The 16027-nt window shown below is 53.8% G+C and carries 15 protein-coding genes; 4 read left to right on the forward strand and 11 right to left on the reverse strand.

Going from position 1 to position 16027, the window contains the following annotated elements; translation table 11 throughout:
- Positions 1-6: 6 nt before the first annotated feature.
- From B4923_RS15390 to B4923_RS15415, 7 genes are all read right to left on the reverse strand, one after another.
- Positions 7-2205 carry a PA5441 family protein gene (locus tag B4923_RS15390; RefSeq protein ID WP_109055250.1) on the reverse strand — a complete coding sequence of 733 codons (2199 nt, stop codon included), beginning with the start codon at positions 2203-2205 and terminating at the stop codon, positions 7-9.
- 205 nt (positions 2206-2410) lie between these two features.
- Positions 2411-2695 (reverse strand): ExbD/TolR family protein, encoded by a 285-nt coding sequence (locus tag B4923_RS21110; RefSeq protein ID WP_342752541.1) that lies wholly within the window; start codon positions 2693-2695, stop codon positions 2411-2413.
- A complete protein-coding gene (locus tag B4923_RS21115; RefSeq protein WP_245929606.1) occupies positions 2589-2822 on the reverse strand; it encodes a biopolymer transporter ExbD in 234 nt (77 codons plus the stop codon). The genes B4923_RS21110 and B4923_RS21115 overlap by 107 nt, the downstream gene beginning before the upstream one ends.
- Before the next feature lie 17 nt (positions 2823-2839).
- A complete protein-coding gene (locus B4923_RS15400) occupies positions 2840-3514 on the reverse strand; it encodes a MotA/TolQ/ExbB proton channel family protein (RefSeq protein ID WP_109055251.1) in 675 nt (224 codons plus the stop codon).
- Between the two features lie 28 nt (positions 3515-3542).
- Entirely contained in the window at positions 3543-4322 is a 780-nt protein-coding gene (locus tag B4923_RS15405; RefSeq protein WP_109055252.1) for an energy transducer TonB, read from the reverse strand.
- Position 4323: 1 nt separating this feature from the next.
- Positions 4324-6069 (reverse strand): ABC transporter ATP-binding protein/permease, encoded by a 1746-nt coding sequence (locus B4923_RS15410; RefSeq protein WP_170116068.1) that lies wholly within the window; start codon positions 6067-6069, stop codon positions 4324-4326.
- A gap of 24 nt (positions 6070-6093) precedes the next feature.
- Positions 6094-8310, reverse strand: a complete 2217-nt coding sequence (locus B4923_RS15415; RefSeq protein WP_109055254.1) for a TonB-dependent siderophore receptor — start codon at positions 8308-8310, stop codon at positions 6094-6096.
- Between the two features lie 371 nt (positions 8311-8681).
- Between B4923_RS15415 and B4923_RS15420 the strand changes: the two genes are divergently transcribed.
- The 3 genes from B4923_RS15420 to B4923_RS21225 are packed head-to-tail and all read left to right on the forward strand — an operon-like array spanning position 8682 to position 11643.
- Positions 8682-11069 carry a heavy metal translocating P-type ATPase gene (locus B4923_RS15420; protein WP_109055255.1) on the forward strand — a complete coding sequence of 796 codons (2388 nt, stop codon included), beginning with the start codon at positions 8682-8684 and terminating at the stop codon, positions 11067-11069.
- A 36-nt stretch (positions 11070-11105) separates the two neighbouring features.
- On the forward strand, positions 11106-11324 hold the full coding sequence (locus B4923_RS15425) for a heavy-metal-associated domain-containing protein (protein WP_109055256.1): 219 nt from the start codon (positions 11106-11108) through the stop codon (positions 11322-11324).
- Positions 11302-11643, forward strand: a complete 342-nt coding sequence (locus B4923_RS21225) for a metal-sensitive transcriptional regulator (protein WP_109055257.1) — start codon at positions 11302-11304, stop codon at positions 11641-11643. The genes B4923_RS15425 and B4923_RS21225 overlap by 23 nt, the downstream gene beginning before the upstream one ends.
- A 62-nt stretch (positions 11644-11705) precedes the next feature.
- Here B4923_RS21225 and cpxA read toward each other — a convergent pair whose 3' ends face one another.
- Together cpxA and cpxR are read right to left on the reverse strand one after the other, a co-directional pair.
- Complete coding sequence (cpxA, locus tag B4923_RS15435) at positions 11706-13076, reverse strand: envelope stress sensor histidine kinase CpxA (RefSeq protein WP_109055258.1); 1371 nt, start codon at positions 13074-13076, stop codon at positions 11706-11708.
- Positions 13073-13771 carry an envelope stress response regulator transcription factor CpxR gene (gene cpxR, locus B4923_RS15440; RefSeq protein ID WP_109055259.1) on the reverse strand — a complete coding sequence of 233 codons (699 nt, stop codon included), beginning with the start codon at positions 13769-13771 and terminating at the stop codon, positions 13073-13075. The genes cpxA and cpxR overlap by 4 nt, the downstream gene beginning before the upstream one ends.
- Before the next feature lie 153 nt (positions 13772-13924).
- Here cpxR and cpxP point away from each other — a divergent pair, with 153 nt between their 5' ends.
- Entirely contained in the window at positions 13925-14410 is a 486-nt protein-coding gene (cpxP, locus tag B4923_RS15445) for a cell-envelope stress modulator CpxP (protein WP_109055260.1), read from the forward strand.
- 265 nt (positions 14411-14675) lie between these two features.
- Here cpxP and B4923_RS15450 read toward each other — a convergent pair whose 3' ends face one another.
- Positions 14676-15659 (reverse strand): phage integrase, encoded by a 984-nt coding sequence (locus B4923_RS15450; RefSeq protein ID WP_109055261.1) that lies wholly within the window; start codon positions 15657-15659, stop codon positions 14676-14678.
- A gap of 69 nt (positions 15660-15728) precedes the next feature.
- On the reverse strand, positions 15729-16022 hold the full coding sequence (locus tag B4923_RS15455; protein WP_109055262.1) for a helix-turn-helix domain-containing protein: 294 nt from the start codon (positions 16020-16022) through the stop codon (positions 15729-15731).
- Positions 16023-16027: the final 5 nt, after the last annotated feature.

Genomic DNA, 16027 nt, shown 5'->3' on the forward strand with positions numbered 1-16027 from the left:
TCTGCGTTACCAGTAATATTTGAGCTGGTTTGCCCACACGCTGCCTTTAAATTCGGTTTTCAGCCGGCTAAACCAGGCTTTGCGGGTCGCTTTACTGATGTCCTGTTGACCGCAATCGTTATAGCCGCTGGGCGCATAACAATAAACCGCGCGGTAAAGGGCGTAGCTTTTGTCTTCCGGTGGCGCTTGCGGATCGGCAATCACCCGCATATAACCATCCAGCCGGTTATATTCGGTTCCTTTGAACTGTGTTGGTGAGTGGGTCAGCCCGTCCAGCATGTTGCTTTCGCCCCAGTCGAATCCGACGCTGTTGCCGGTACGCAGGGAAAACTCGCCGAGGCAGTTAATCGCACGGGCATCGTTCGGTCGCTGGTTCAGCGTATTCACCACGATAGCCAGCGTTGGACACTGATACCCTTCCTCGGTATCGCTGCCATCCCAGTCAAATACCGTCAGATCTTCCTCATCCCAGCTCATATTTTCAGAGCTGGTCAGCGGGGCGATGTCCTTTCTGAGTTCGCTGTCTTGCAGATAACCGGCGTAATCACCGTGAGTGAGTGACTTGGTCAGGAGGGTATGCAGGGCGATAGCCCGTTCTTCATGTGTTTGCTGCGGACCGGTTTGCTGACGCAATAAATCGGCACTGGCGCTGACCTTGAGGACCGCCGAACGGAAACGCAGGTTTTTAACCGGACTATCGGTTGCAAAAATCCGCTCCGGATGCCCCGCTTTCACCAGTGTTTCGGCCAGGGCCAGTTGCAGAAATTGCTGCTGGGTATAGTTTGTGTTCAATGTCAGCAGATGGCGCCAGTGGGCTTCTGCTTCATCCCGGCGTGACAGTTGCTGGAGCGCCTGACCGCGTAATATTTGCAGACTAAAGCGTGTGGTATCGGTCAGATCGTGCTCGCTGGCAGCAGGGATGAGATTGATCACGGCGGCATAATCTTTCCGGCGATAGAACTGCCAGGCCGCCTGGAGATAGTGAAACTCATTTTGCATACCGGCATTATCAAACAGGACCTGCTGGGCAGACAACGCTTCTGCGGATAATGCCGGCAGGTTGGTCCAGCCGTTATCGGCACGCAGACGTTTAAGATCCTGCACCAACATCAACATCGGGCTTTCCGTCGAGGTGGTGAATGCGCCGTTTTCCAACAGCTTATTGTCAATTTCGTCGCTTAATGCCTGTAAGCCAGCGACGTTCTCCGTTTTTTCCAGTGCCTGCTGATAGGTTTTCGGCAACGCGTTCAAATCACCGATGATCCAGTAAGCCCGACGATAAAGCCCTTGCGCCGAATCGGCGTACCTGCCGTGCGGGTATTGCTTCAGATAGTCGTCAATGCGTTGTATCGCCGCCAAAGCGGCAGGCTTATCGGCCTTGCCGGCATCGAACATATTGTATTCGTCCAGCGCGTGTCGCATAGACTGGTTGATTTTCACGCGTATCAACATATAACGCGATGTTTCAGCAACCCATGGCTGCGCGGTTTGCGCCAGTGACTGAAAACCTTTTTCCGCCCGATCAAATTCGCCTTGATAGAAAGCCTGCGCATTGATCAGATAATGTTTCAGCGATCCGGCATGGCCTTCATCCGGCACGCTGACGAGCTCAGTGGATAAGGCGGATGCCGTATAATCGGACGACAGCATGTTCATACGCGCTTGCGCCAGCGGGGTGCGCTGATCATCCGTTACCTGTTGATCTGCCAGCAGCACGTCAAAGAACGCCTCGACGGTGGAAACATCGTTCGAGATCTGTCGTCCTTCACCCTCGCCGGAAGTCAGAGCGATCAGTTTTTCCTGTGCGGCTGGCGACAGGTGAAGACGCTGGGCTTTTTGTTGCAATGGGCGGATGTCCGCCGCGGAGATGACGGTCTCTGTCGGCGTTATGGGAGCCGGCGAGGGTATGGCGGGTTGGCTGGGGCCTTCGGTTGCCGCCAATCCCATCACGCGGTAGGCCGTGAAGGGATCAATGCGCGTATGGGCTTGGGCGGGCAGCGGTTGGGGCAACGGTAGCTCGATATGGCTACGACTGCTCTGCAAGAGCATCAGATTGGTTCGGGTGTCATTATCTGGCAACAGGTAAGGAAACGCGGACATCCCGCACTCGGCATCGGAAAAACCACAAATACCGTCGCTGGAACTGAAAGCGTGGCTGCTAAACAGAAACATGGGTACGCCAGCCAGTAATATCATGTTTTTCATTGTCAAATCCCTGCGTTATCAAGCACCGCATGTGTTGCCAGAGAGCAACCGCTCCCACCATACCGTCGGAAAATGGTGTCAACTTTACGCAAGGATGATGAAAATACCAACTGTTAACGGTTTGAAGGACGGGAAGCAGAAAAATTTCCCGTTTCCCATCCCAAAAGGAGGGGCTTCCTTTGGAACGAACGGTATGCGGCATTCGTCAGCGAGCGGTGATGACCGCCACTTTGCTGATGCCGGCACGTTCTACGCTTACCAGCGATTTTGCCACTACGCCGTAATTAACCGTTTCACTGGCCCGTAGCTGTACTTGCAGACCGCTATCTGCTTCTCTGGCCGAGATCAGGCGAGTTTCAAGCCGTTCGGGGGGTACGTTTTCTTCACCGATGAAGAGGTCGCCGCGATCGTTGATGCTGATTATCAGCGGTTTTTTTAGCCTCCGGCGCTGCGGTGGCGGCGGTCTTTGGTAAATTAATGGCGATGGAATTGGTCAGCAGTGGCGCAGTGACGATAAAAATCACCAGCAGTACCAGCATGACGTCCACCAGTGGTGTGACGTTGATTTCGCTGTGTATCTCATGGTTGCTATGTTGTGAGATGGGAGTAAAAGCCATAATGATATTCCCGGTTATTAAGCGTTGAGTGAGTCAGTGGCGAGCCGGAAGCCATTTTTCTGCACAATGCCGTAAAGATCGTGTGCAAAATCATCCAGCTCCGCCAGAATTCTCTTTAAACGGCGCAGAAAGTAGTTGTGCGCCAGCACCGCCGGAATGGCTACGGCAATGCCTACGCCGGTGGCGAGCAGGGCGGAGCCCACGGGACCTGCCACGACGTCCAGGCTGGCGCTGCCCGAGGCGCTGATACTTTTCAGGGCATCCATGATCCCCCATACCGTGCCGAACAGTCCGACAAACGGGGAAATGGAACCGATGGAAGCGACGAGTGCCAGACCGGACTCCAGCACCCGGCTTTCCCGCTGGATTTGATGACGCAGCGCGCGTTCGAAACGATCCTGATAGTCAATCTCTTGGGCCAGACCCTGAGTGGTCGCATGATCGATATGAATTGAGGCGATGCCTGCTTTGGCGATGTTGGCGATAGGGCCAATATAATGAGCGCCGTCGGTGATGGCGCCGCGCAGCGTATTGGCGGACCAGAAGGTTTTCAGAAAGCGGTGGTTGCGCTGTTCCAGACGATAAAATAGCACCACTTTGAGAATAACCAGCGACCAGGTGATGATCGAAAACACGATGAGTAGCCAGATCGCCAATGTTTCGACGGAAAATGAAGAGGTTGCGAGAGTCATAGTCTGCTCCGTTGGTTGAGGGCGTGCGTTACTGCAATTTGAAGCTCAGTGGAAAGGTGGTCCAGCTTTCTTGTGGGACACCGTCTTTTTTCGCCGGTATAAACGACCATTGACGTACTGCCGCTACCGCGGCCTGATCGAGAAGATCCCGTCCGCTGCTGCGCGCGATCAGGATTTCATTCGGTCTGCCGTTGGTGAGCACCCGGACCCGTAGCTGTACCGTTCCCTGCCACTTCCTCTTAAGCGCCAGCGCGGGGTAGCGCGGTGCAGGGTTATTCAGATGCGCCGCGTTTGCCGAGGCGGGCGTCATGACGCCGTTAGCCGACGATTTCGCGGTGGTCTGGGTGGTTGCCGCGTTTTGCATGAGGGCGCCGGGAGCCGCCTTTCTTTGGGCTGGCGGTGTGGGTTGTTTGTCGGGGCGTTTGGGCTGTGGTTTGATCGCTCGTTCTGGTTCAACGTGTTTTTCCACCGGTTTCGGCGGCGTCATCGCGAACTCGTCAACGGGGGACGTCTCCTGTTGTTTTGGCCTATCTTGTTTTGACATATCTTGTTGTGGCAGGTTTTCTGCCGGCGGCGCTATTTCGGGAAGCGAGGGCGCCGACGCCGTGACGGATGTTTCCGCAGACGGCGCGGTCAGCGCCAGCTCGAGAGTCATTGAAGGTTGCGGTTGCGATATGGCCGGCGCTGATGATAAATGCGCTATCTGATAGATCAGCAGGATATGCAGTCCGGTTGCCAACATGACGATCAGGAGTTTTTCGATCTTTCCGGTTATTCCGCCGGTTGATGTTGAAAAAACGGCTGCCATTTCAGTGTGCCCTGCTAACAGTGATCGTTTCCGTCGCGTTGCCGGGAAAAGACGAACTATCGTTTTGCGATTTATCCGGCGTGGCGGTGTTGTTTTCTTCCTTAGCCGACGTGATGCGCAAGGTATGCGTGTGCCAGTGCGTCAGGTGCGGATGGTGGGTAACGCTGATCACCATGGCGTCTGGCAAGGCTTCTTGCAGCAAACGGTACAGATTATCTTCGTTTTCCCGGTCCAGCGCCGAGGTGGCTTCGTCCAGAAACACGTTGTCCGGGCGTTGTAGCAGCACGCGGGCGAACGCCAGCCTCTGCTGTTCTCCCGGCGACAGCCGTTTATCCCACTGTGCCGCCTGTTCCAGACAAGGGATATAATGCTCCAGTCGTACCTGTGTCAACGCGTCGCGGCAGCGTCCGCTATCCAGCGTCTTGCCGGGATAGCTCATCGCCTCCCGCAACGTGCCGGAGGGCAGATAACTCTTTTGCGGCAGAAACAGGTAAGAACCGGTCGGAAACGCAATACTGCCGCCGCCGTATGGCCATAATCCCGCCAGCGCGCGCAGCAGCGTACTCTTGCCGCCGCCTGAGCCGCCGCAGATCATCCAGCGTTCGCCGGGCCGTATCTCGGTATCGGGAATGGCGACCAGCGGCGCGCCGTCCGGCAGGCGCAGGGAAAGGCCGCGGGTGCGCAGGGCGTTGTCAGCGGAAGAGGTGATCGCAATATCGCCACGCTCCTGTTGGCGTAACAAATCATCGAATTCACACAGCCGCCGCAGTACGGCACGCAGTAGCGCCAGATCCTTGTAATTGAAAAGAAACCAGGAAAGCGCGGTGCGCAGGCGGGCGAAGCCGATCCCCATTTGCATCACGCCGCCGATGGTGAGTTGTCTGGCAAAATAGCGTGGGATGGTAAACAGATAGGGAACAAAACTGCCCGCTTCGATATACAGGGTTTCTGTAAAGGCGACGCGTTTCGAGTACACCATCAAGCCACGCCAGTTTTGTTGAACGGCGGCAAAGCCAGTGCGTAGACGCCGGTTTTCTTCATTTTCCCCACGATAGAAGGCAATTTGTTCGGCACTTTCCCGAATGCGCATCAGTTGATAACGGAAGTCCGCCTCGCAGCGCTGCTGCTGATAGCCCAGCCCTACCAGCGGGCGCCCGATCTTTTCCATCAGCCACGATCCCAGCAGCGCATAGGCGATGCCGACCCACAACATGTAGCCCGGTACCTGAAATTCGTGACCCAGCAGCGTAAGAGAGAGGGTGCCTGACAATCCCCACAGGATCACGGAAAAAGAGATGGCGTTCGCTATGTTGGTGAGTAGTCCGAGCAGTAGTTCCAGGCTCTTTTCCGCCATCTGGCGCAGGTCTTCGGCTATACGCTGGTCCGGGTTGTCGGCTGTCGCATCGTTTTCCAGATGGTAATAGATGCGCTGCCGCAACCATTTTTCCAGAAACACATCAACCAGCCAACTGCGCCAGCGCAGCGTGAGCAACTGGGTGAACCAGATGCTGAACGTTTTGCTCAGCACTGCGATGCCCATCAGTAACGCCAGCGTCAGCAGCAGCGGCGCGATAGCGCTACGCTGATAGTCAGCCAGGGCGTCAAAAAAATTTTTTTGCCAGTTGCTGATCCCCACGGCCGCATATACGGTGCCCATTTCGAGCAGGATAACCAGCGCCAGCAGGCCGCCGGCGCGCCATCGCTCTTCAGACCGCCAGTAAGCGCCCAACAGTGCGCTATGTGACAAAGGTTTCTTCATCATGTGCCTGGGTTAAAATTTCGCATGCAGCGAAAGAGTGAAATTACGTGGTGTACCATATACGTTCTGCGTTCCACGGCCGCCGATACTGGCGTAGTATTTGCGATCGGTCAGATTCTCCGCATTGAGCGCGACGGTAAAGTTGTCATTGATGGGATAACTGAGCGCCGCGTTCAATAGCGCGTAACCGCCCTGATAGCGTTCTTCGCCATTTCCTCTGGCATCTGCATAATTGCTGACGGCATAAAGTCCACCGCCGAAACCAAGGCCGTCCAGCAGACCACCGGCAATACGATAATGGCTCCACAGTTTGAAACTATGCTTCGGTTCGGCCAAGCTGAAGGCGCCGATATTGCTGTCGTCGGACAGATAGCGTGTGTTCAGGTAGGCGTAGCCGGCGGAGATATCCCAACCCGGTAGCGGGCTGCCACTGATTTCCGCTTCCCACCCTTCGCTTCTGACCTTGCCAGCGGCGATGTAGAAATCGTCATCAGGGTAGTTCGGATCGCTGAATGCGCGGTTGACGTCATCAATGCGGAATACGGCAACCGAAGCATTCAGTGCGCCATCATAAAAACTGCCTTTAATCCCGGTTTCATATTGTTTACCTTTACGTGGATCCAGCGTTGAACCGTCCGCGCGTTTGTCCGTTTGCGGGACAAAGGTTTCGGAATAGCTACCGTAAAGGGAAAGCTGGGGGGTCAGTTCGTAGATCAGGCCGGTATAAGGGATAAGTTCGCTGCTTGCCGACTGGGTTTGGTTCCATCCGGTGGGTTCGGCAGGGGCGATGCTACGTTCTTTGACGCTGAAATCGCTGATTCGTCCACCAATCACCCAGGTGAGCGGATCGAGCAGGCGTAAGCGGGTCTGTCCATAAATACCGCTCTGGATGGTGCGGGTGCGCAGACCTTGCGTCCAATCCACATCGTATTCTTGTACCGCGGACGAATCGAACAGATTGATGTCGTTTTGTGAGGCTTGGGAGCCCCATGTCCTTCCGCCCTGATACTGTTCCTGATAATCGTCATAGTTATAGCCGATTAACGCCTGATGCTCGCGGCCAAACAGAATAAACGGACCGCCAACGTACAGATCCAGCGCATAGCGTTGATACTCGTAATCATAATGCCGGTTCCATGAGTAAGGCAGCGTTAAGGTCTGAGGGTCAACACCGACACCTCGAGGGAAGATGTCCTTATACGGATTGTCCTTGTTCAGATAACGGAATTTTCCGGTTGCGGTCCAGCCGTTATCGAAGCGTTGTTCCAGCCCGGCAACATATTCCTGAGTGCGATTATTGTACCAGGCCCACTCCGGTGTGGTATTTACCGATCGCGAGACATCCAGCAGGGCGCCATTGGAATAGGTGGGAAGGCCGTAATACGGCGCCGTGATATTGTTGGTTTGATTGGCGAATGTCAGAGACAGCGTGGTATCTGGCGTCAGGTCATATTCCACCACGCCGTAGAACACCTTTTTTTCCTGATGAGTCTTATCGTAAAAGAAATCGCGATCCTGCCAGATACCCACTGCACGACCGCGCAGGGTTCCGCTGTCATTCAGCGGTCCGGTGACGTCGAGTTCGCTGCGATAATTGTTCCAGCTCCCTGCGCTCAGCGTGCCGTTAAGTGCGAAAGCGTCACGCGGTTTTTTGGTGACAACGTTAACGGTGCCGCCGGGATCTCCGCTACCACCCAACAGCGCCGACGGGCCGCGCAATACTTCTACCCGATCGTATATCCCCAGATCGAACTGCTCAGAGCCTCCCAAGCCATTATAAACAGGAACACCGTCGATGGAGGCGTTCAAATTATGTCCACGTGACCGGATAATGCTGGTACCGGAGCCATTGGGGATGATTGTCACGCCGGTGGTTTGCTGCAAAGCGTCTTCCAGCGTAGTGAGATTCTGATCTTCAATACGCTGACGGGTAATAACCGATACCGACTGCGGGATATCCTTCAGTGCCACCGGCAGTTTGCTGGCCACGGTCACCTCCTGCGCGGTATAGGAGGTGGTGTCTTCCGTGGGTGCCTGTCCCCATACGGTAATCCCCTCCAGCGTGGCGGTATTCGTCGTCCCCTCGGCGTAGTCGGTGTCATCCGGCGACGTCGTTGCGGAACTCGCCGTTTGCGCGCCGAATAACATACCGGAAATAAAAATCGCCGTAGCGCTGAATTGAAAGGTTTTATGTTTCCTGGTGTGGCGAATAACTGTGTATGTCATCATGTTCCTGTCCCTTATAAATGAATAAATTAAATTTATAATTCAACTGATTAGTGTTTTTTGCTATCTGCAGGTAATAAACACTGGAATGTTTTTAGTATGTAATAAACCCCTATGGGGTATATTTTTATTAACTCGATACTAGGAAGGATGATAGGGCTTTAAAAATGATTTTTTTATATATGCTTTTGTCAAAATATAGATAATTGTTTTTATCTTATTGAAAATAAATTATATCTAAAATTTGCATATACTATTCTAATAATAATACCTGTATGGGGTATTATTATTTATGAGTTGGGGGTATTTTATCGGCAGCCGACGGGGCTGATTAAAGATGGCCTTTTTACGGAAAGATTAAGGATAACAATGTCATGATAAACAACAGCGCCCCCCTCTCTTTTCATCTGCCGATTGGCGGCATGTCCTGTGCGGCTTGCGCCGTACGAATAGAACGCGTCCTGAACCGTCTGGATGGCGTGGAAGCTAACGTCAATTTCGCCAGTGAACGGGCACGCATCCGTTTACAGGCCGAAGCCAGTTCACCGCGTGAAGTCGTTGCCGCCATTCAGAAACTCGGATTTGACGTGGTGGAGCAAAACCTGACGGTCGAGATCGTCGGTATGAGCAGCGAACGTTGCGCCGAACGAATCCGCGCCGATCTTAACGCATTGGAGGGCGTATCGGCGACGGTATGGTTTGCCAGCGGACGGGCCGCCGTACGCTATGTGCCGGGGATAGTCGAGCGCGACCGAATTATTCAGCAGATAGAACGTGCCGGCTATCTGGCGCATGCCGTTGATGACGGGGATCGCGAGGCCGAGCGTGAAAGGCGTAAGCGCATATGGCACCGGGAGCGGCGCGAGTTCCTGATCGCCGCCGCTCTCGCTTCGCCGCTGTTAGTGGAAATGGTGGGCATGTTTTTCGAGCACGGGCATCTGTTGCCCGGCTGGCTGCAATGGCTGCTGGCGACGCCGGTGCAGTTCTGGAGCGGCCGTCATTTCTACCGTCGTGCCTGGAGCGCCCTACGCAATGGCACCTCGAATATGGATGTGCTGGTGACGCTGGGCACCAGCGTGGCTTATGGCTTCAGCGTCTTTACACTGTTCAACGATCCGCATGGACATCTCTATTTTGAAGCTAGTGCGGCGATTATCACGCTGGTTTTATTGGGGAAATTATTGGAAGGGCGGGCAAAGGCGAAAACCGGCGCTGCGATTGAAGGATTGCTGAATCTGCAACCGATCACCGCCCATATCGAGGTTGACGGTGAAATACGGGATCGTGATGTCTCCAGCCTGCGCGTTGGTGAAGTGTTTGTCGTTCGCCCAGGCGAAAGTATTCCGGTCGATGGCGTGATTCTGGATGGTGCGTCGGACGTGAACGAAGCCATGCTGACGGGAGAAAGTGTTCCGGTTGTCAAAGGCGTGGGGTCCGAGGTGTACGCAGCGACGCTGAATCAGAGCGGGATGTTGCGCGTCAGGGCCTCTGGCGTCGGGAGTAATACGGCGCTTGCGCGTATTATCCGCATGGTGGAAGAAGCTCAGGGCTCGAAGGCGGCGGTACAGCGTCTGGCGGATAGAATTTCGGCGGTGTTTGTGCCGGTTGTGGTGAGCCTCGCATTGTTGACATGGCTAACACACTGGCTGATCACGGGTGAGTTTGCGGCCAGTCTGGTCAGTGCCGTTGCCGTATTGGTGATCGCCTGTCCTTGTGCTCTGGGTCTGGCGACGCCCACCGCGATTATGGTAGGCACCGGACAAGGCGCGCGTTCGGGGATTCTGTTCCGCAATGCCAATGCGTTGGAGCAGGTGCAGCGCTTACAGGTATTGGTACTGGATAAAACGGGTACGGTAACGGAGGGAAAGCCCTCTGTTAGTGATATTTTTCCACAGGAGGGGGTCACCGCTCGGGAACTACTTCATGTCACACTGTCGCTGGAACAGCATTCGGAGCACCCTTTGGGGCAGGCGTTGGCGTGCTATGCGCGGGAATCAGGCGTGGCAGCGGCAGAAGTGAGTGCGTTTCAAGCCATCATTGGCGGCGGCGTCAGAGCTGAGATCGATGGCAAGGAGTGGTTGCTGGGATCGCCGACATATCTGACGGAACGCGGCGTTGTTCTTGATAGCGAGCGCATTGCCACGCTGGAAGCGCAGGGAAAAACGGTGATTGCCGTTGCCATCGGATCGCGGCTGCTGGGGTATATCAGCTTGCAAGATCGCTTAAGAAACGATGCGCGTGACGCTGTGCAAGCCTTGCAAAAGCAAGGGATCGAGGTTGTGATGCTTACCGGCGATAACCACCGGGTCGCGTCGGTGATTGCCGCGCAACTGGGTATAGACCGATTTGTGGCGCAGGTGTTGCCGGAGCACAAGGCGACGGAGATCCTGCGAATACAGGCCAGCGGCCGCTGTGTCGGGATGGTGGGCGATGGGATCAATGATGCGCCGGCGCTGGCGGCCGCCGATATCGGTTTTGCGATTGGCGCCGGTTCGGATATCGCGCTGGATACCGCAGATGTTGTGCTGATGCGTAACCGGTTGGATAGTATTGTCGATGCGATCAGTCTCTCGCGGGCAACGCTCGGCAAAGTGAAACAAAACCTGTTCTTTGCATTTTTCTATAATGTGCTGGGTATTCCCCTGGCGGCGTTCTCGTTGCTCAATCCGGTTATTGCCGGCACAGCCATGGCGCTCAGTTCGATCTCCGTACTGAGTAATTCACTGTTGTTACGTAACTGGAAACCGACGCAGCGCGACTGAGTCCGATCGGTTAACTGTCAGAATGGAGAGTATTTTATGTCCTATGCTACAATCAGCGTTCAAGGTATGGCTTGTGGCGGTTGCGCCGGCAAGGTCAAGAATGCGCTAGAAGCGCTTAATGGTGTTCAGGGTGTAGAAGTCACTCTGGAAACCGGTCTGGTCAATGTGGAGTATAATGAGACAGAAAAAGCCAATCCAGCCGTCTTCCGGGACACCGTCGAAGGTCTCGGATTTGACGTCGTCTCGGAAGTGTGAATATTGCGCCGCCTCAGAGGCGGCGAATAGCGTTGACGCGCATGACGAGCGCAGAGTGGTGCAGCCACGCAAAAAGGCGTTGCTTAATCGGCTGAGCCGTATTAATGGGCAGGTTAACGGTATTGCGCAGATGATTGAGCAGGATCGTTATTGCGTCGATATCCTCCACCAGATTTCCGCTGCGCGTTCTGCGCTGAATGCGGTCGCGAACCAATTACTTGCCGATCATACCAATGGATGCGTGCGCAAAGCTGTGCTGGCGGATGGTGGCGAAGCCGAGATAGCGGAATTGTTGCAGGTAATCCAGCGAATGCGCTGAATACGGCAAACTGACGTCGCGGCCGAGAGCTTTTATCGGCGATATCACCACCACGTCAGGTTTTATCGCTGGTCCAGAGGAAGCCAGATCACCAATCGCAAGCCACCTAACGGGCTGTCTTCCGCTTTCACCCAGCCTTTGTGCTGGGTGATGGCGGTCTCGACAATCGCCAACCCTAATCCTGTTCCACCAGATTCGCGATCGCGGGCTTCATCCGTTCGATAAAATGGCCGGAAAATCTGTTCGCGATCTTCCGGGCTGACGCCCGGGCCATCATCGTCAACTTTGATGGTGATGCCTTGATTATCAACGGAAAACGCAACCGCAATGTGATGGTGGGAATAACGTAGCGCATTGCGCACGATATTCTCCAGCGCGCTGTCGAGGGCGTTCGGGTTGCCGAAAAACGTCCACGGGCCGGGGGGATAAGTGACTTCCAGCGTTTTCCCCATCTGTTCCGCTTCAAACGCGGCGTCGTCCAGCACATTGCCCCATAGTTCATCAGCCCGCAAGAATTCACGGGTCAGCTCATTCTTGTGCTGATTGCGCGACAGTACCAGCAGATCGTTGATCATGCTATCGAGCCGCTGGGTTTCCATTTCGATACGGCTCAGTTCGTTCCCCTCTCCTTGCCGTCTGCGCAGGAGCGCGGTGGCAAGCTGCAAACGCGTAAGCGGAGTACGCAACTCATGCGAAATGTCTGACAGCAGGCGTTGCTGCGCCGTCACCATTCGCTCAAGCGCGCTGACCATCTGGTTGAAGCTGACGCCCGTTGCCTGAAACTCCTGTGGTCCGGATTCCAGTTCAGGATGTTGACGTAAATTGCCATGAGCAACCTCGTCAGCGGCGTTTTTCAGTTTACGAGCCGGTTTGGCGAGACTCCAGGCAAGCCATAACAGCAGGGGAGAACTGATTAACATGGTGAAAATCAACAGCAGTAACGGCCGGTCGAACAACAGACTGATAAAGTCTGACTGGGGGCTGCTGGCCGGACGGATCAGGTAAAGCTGGTAGTTGTCTTCACCATCCCGAATGGAGAATGGCCCCAGTAATTCAACCCGGCCATACTTTTTCTTTTGTGGGTGATCGGCATTATCGGACAGGCCGATAAAGTTGCGTACAATCTGCGTTTCATTCTTCTGAGCGCCCAGCACCCGCCCTTCGCTGGTGACCAGCAAAAGACGCTGCCCCGGCGGCGCCCATTTCTCAATGACCCAGAACAACCTTAGCCACCAGCGTAAATCGTTGGCGGGCGTGTTGGCCAGATCGGCTTCAATGTGCTGTTCCAGCATAAGTCCTTGCCGCTGCTCATTTTCCAGCAGCGCCGTCAGCTGACGCGAATCCAGCTTGGGCACCATCAGCACCAGCATGAGAACCAGAGCCAGCGTTAGCCAGAAAATAGCGAAAATACGTGCGGTCAGGCTATTAATCATGCAGCGGATACCATCAGATAGCCTCGTCCGCGCAAGGTTTTAAACCAGGGCAGCCCATCTTTGCGCTCCGGTAACTTGCGACGCAGATTGGAGATATGCATATCAATGGCACGGTCAAATGGCGTCAGACGCTTGCCTAGCACTTCCTGGCTCAGGTGTTCGCGTGAAACCACCTGACCCAGCCGTTGGGCCAGCAGGTAGAGCAGCGTAAATTCCGTGCCTGTCAGATCCAGCACGGTATCGTCGAAGCTGGCTTCCTGACGCCCCGGGTTGAGCCGCAGACCGTCAACTTCCAGCGTCGGCGCATTGTTTTCACCTGCCTGTTGCTGATCTGTCCAGTTTGAACGACGTAAAATGGCCCGGATACGCGCCACCAGTTCACGGTCGTTAAAGGGTTTTGGCAGATAATCATCCGCGCCTAATTCCAGGCCGAGTACCCGATCCAGTTCACTGCCACGTGCGGTCAACATAATTACCGGTGTCTGATGTTGCTGACGTAATTCTTTTAATGTGTCGATGCCATTCTTTTTCGGCATCATCACATCCAGCAAAAGCAGGTCAATTGTATTATCCAATGCGTTTAATGCCTGCTCGCCGTCATAGGCGACCACGACATTAAATCCTTCCATTTCGAGCAACTCTTTCAGTAAAGACGTCAGCTCTTTATCGTCATCAACCAGCAGGATCTTGTTCATGTTTTATCTACCTCCAGGGGCAAAATACGCCATAGATTAGTGGTATTCCATGACTTTACGTAGTTTTACATCCTCTGACGCATGTTTGCAGCAAGACAATTAAACTGATGCTCATTGATTCACAGAACAGCACGCCAAAACGGGGAGTTATTGATGCAACACGCCACAACGTTATCTCTTGCTTCGCTGCTGATGCTGAGCGTTTTCACTGCATTTGCGGCAGATGTTGGGAGTGCGTCTGTGAATAGCTGGCATCAGGACGACTCTGCCATGAAACGCATGCACGATCAGCAGGCGATGTTTGATGGTGTGAAGTTGACCGAGCAACAGCGGCAACAAATGCGCGATCTTATGTATCAGGGGCGCCAGGACGTTCCGGCGTTTAATGCGAAAGATGTTGAAACCATGCATAACCTGGTGACGGCTAATGCGTTTGATGAAGATGCGGTTCGTAAACAGATAACCAAGATGATGGAAGTACAGATTGAACGTCAGGTGCAGATGACGCGTATTCGTAATCAAATGTACAACCTGCTGACATCAGAGCAGAAAAATATTCTGGAACAGAAGCACCAGCAACGAATGCAGCAAATAGAACGGCAGATCTCGATGTTAAATCAGATACCGTCACCACAGTAGTCAGACACCATTGTAAATCCCGAGTAGTAGTGTGTAGTTCGAGTAGTGCCTTGCAGTAGATACATGTAGTAGATACACCCTTTTCCTTGCCATAGACACCATCCCTGTCTTTTCGCCCTCCATGATGGAGGGCTTTTTTTTGGGGTGTCATGGGAAAAACGTTTTAAAACAACCATATATTAAGCGATTGCAAGCAACTGCAAGCGGTTAAAAAGTGGTCAAAAACGGGCCATTTTGGGCCAATGTGGACAACATGTGGACGCTTTCAAACGACTATTTTCCCCCGTAATGGGTTGAGCGTAATAGCGTTTTCCAGATAGTCCGGCGCCAGATGTGCGTAAACCATAGTTTGCTGAATGCTGGCATGACCTAAGATCTGTTGTAGTGCCACCAGATTTCCCCCGTTCATCACGAAATGACTGGCGAACGTATGCCGCAAAATGTGTGATGCCTGACCTTTCGGTATATCCGGCTTTACCGCCCTGATTTGCTCACAGAACGTCGGATAGTCCACCTTAAACAGCCCGCCGGTTTCGCGGGTTTTAATAGTCCGTTCCACCTCTTCCGAAATGGGGATGGTTCTATTTTTGCCGTTCTTTGTTTCCGTAAACGTCACCCGGCGGTTCACTACCTGATCGGCGCGTAATGCGCTGGCCTCTCCCCATCTTGCCCCGGTGCTCAGGCATAACACCGCCAGCCTGTACGAGTCGCCTTCCAGCACTTCCAATAACCGCGCGATCTCCGCTTCCGCCAGGAATGTAACCGACGCCGGTTTTTCTGTTAGCGGTGGCAAGCCTTTTAGCGGATTATCCCCCGCGTAGACTTCCAGCTTAATCAACGCCGAAAACATGCCGGAAAGCCGGTACATGTCGCGATTAATGGTTGACGGGTTGATGCCGCCAGTCAGCCGCAGCGTGCGAAATTCCAGTATCGCGCGTTTATTTATCCGGCAGATCTCCGGGTCGCCCATCTGTTCGGTTGTGCGCTTCAGGTGTCGCTTTTCAATCATGCCGTTTTTCAACGTCTGGCCGTGATAGAGCCACCACAATTCGACCAGCTCGCTGAGTTGGCGATGCTCAACACCGTAACCGTGCTGCCACTCTTTTTTGTCCGTTCTGGACAACGTATAGCGCTCAAAGGCTACCGCTTCCGTCTTTTTATCAAACCGCCGCCGGATACGTTTTCCGTTACGTCCGATGGGGCGAATGTCCACTTCAAATCGACCATCATCGAGCTTCTTAATTGCCATAAGAAAGCCCTCCGGCGGTCATTTCACTGTCTTGGTAACAAATAGTGAAAATGTAATGTTTATAAAGCGTTAACCAGTCTGTTTCTCTGAGTGGCCTGATTGTGTTGAGTCTGGCCCAATGTGTGCGAGAGCCGGTGCGATTTGACCAGCTTGTGGAGCTGTATCACCCGTCATGATCCATAGGGTGTATTTTTTGAATGATGGTGTGTTCACTACCTGCGAAACTACTTGTATACCCGGCTCTTTATATCCTCCTTCATAGTTTTTAACTGTTCCAAGTGCTATCCCACTAATTTCACAAAACTTTTTTTGAGTAAACCCTTCAGCCTTTCGTATGGCTTTAAGTTTCTGCCCTATATTCATTGACA

The sequence above is a fragment of the Brenneria roseae subsp. americana genome (genome assembly GCF_003115815.1).
GTDB classification, from domain to species: Bacteria; Pseudomonadota; Gammaproteobacteria; order Enterobacterales; family Enterobacteriaceae; genus Brenneria; species Brenneria roseae.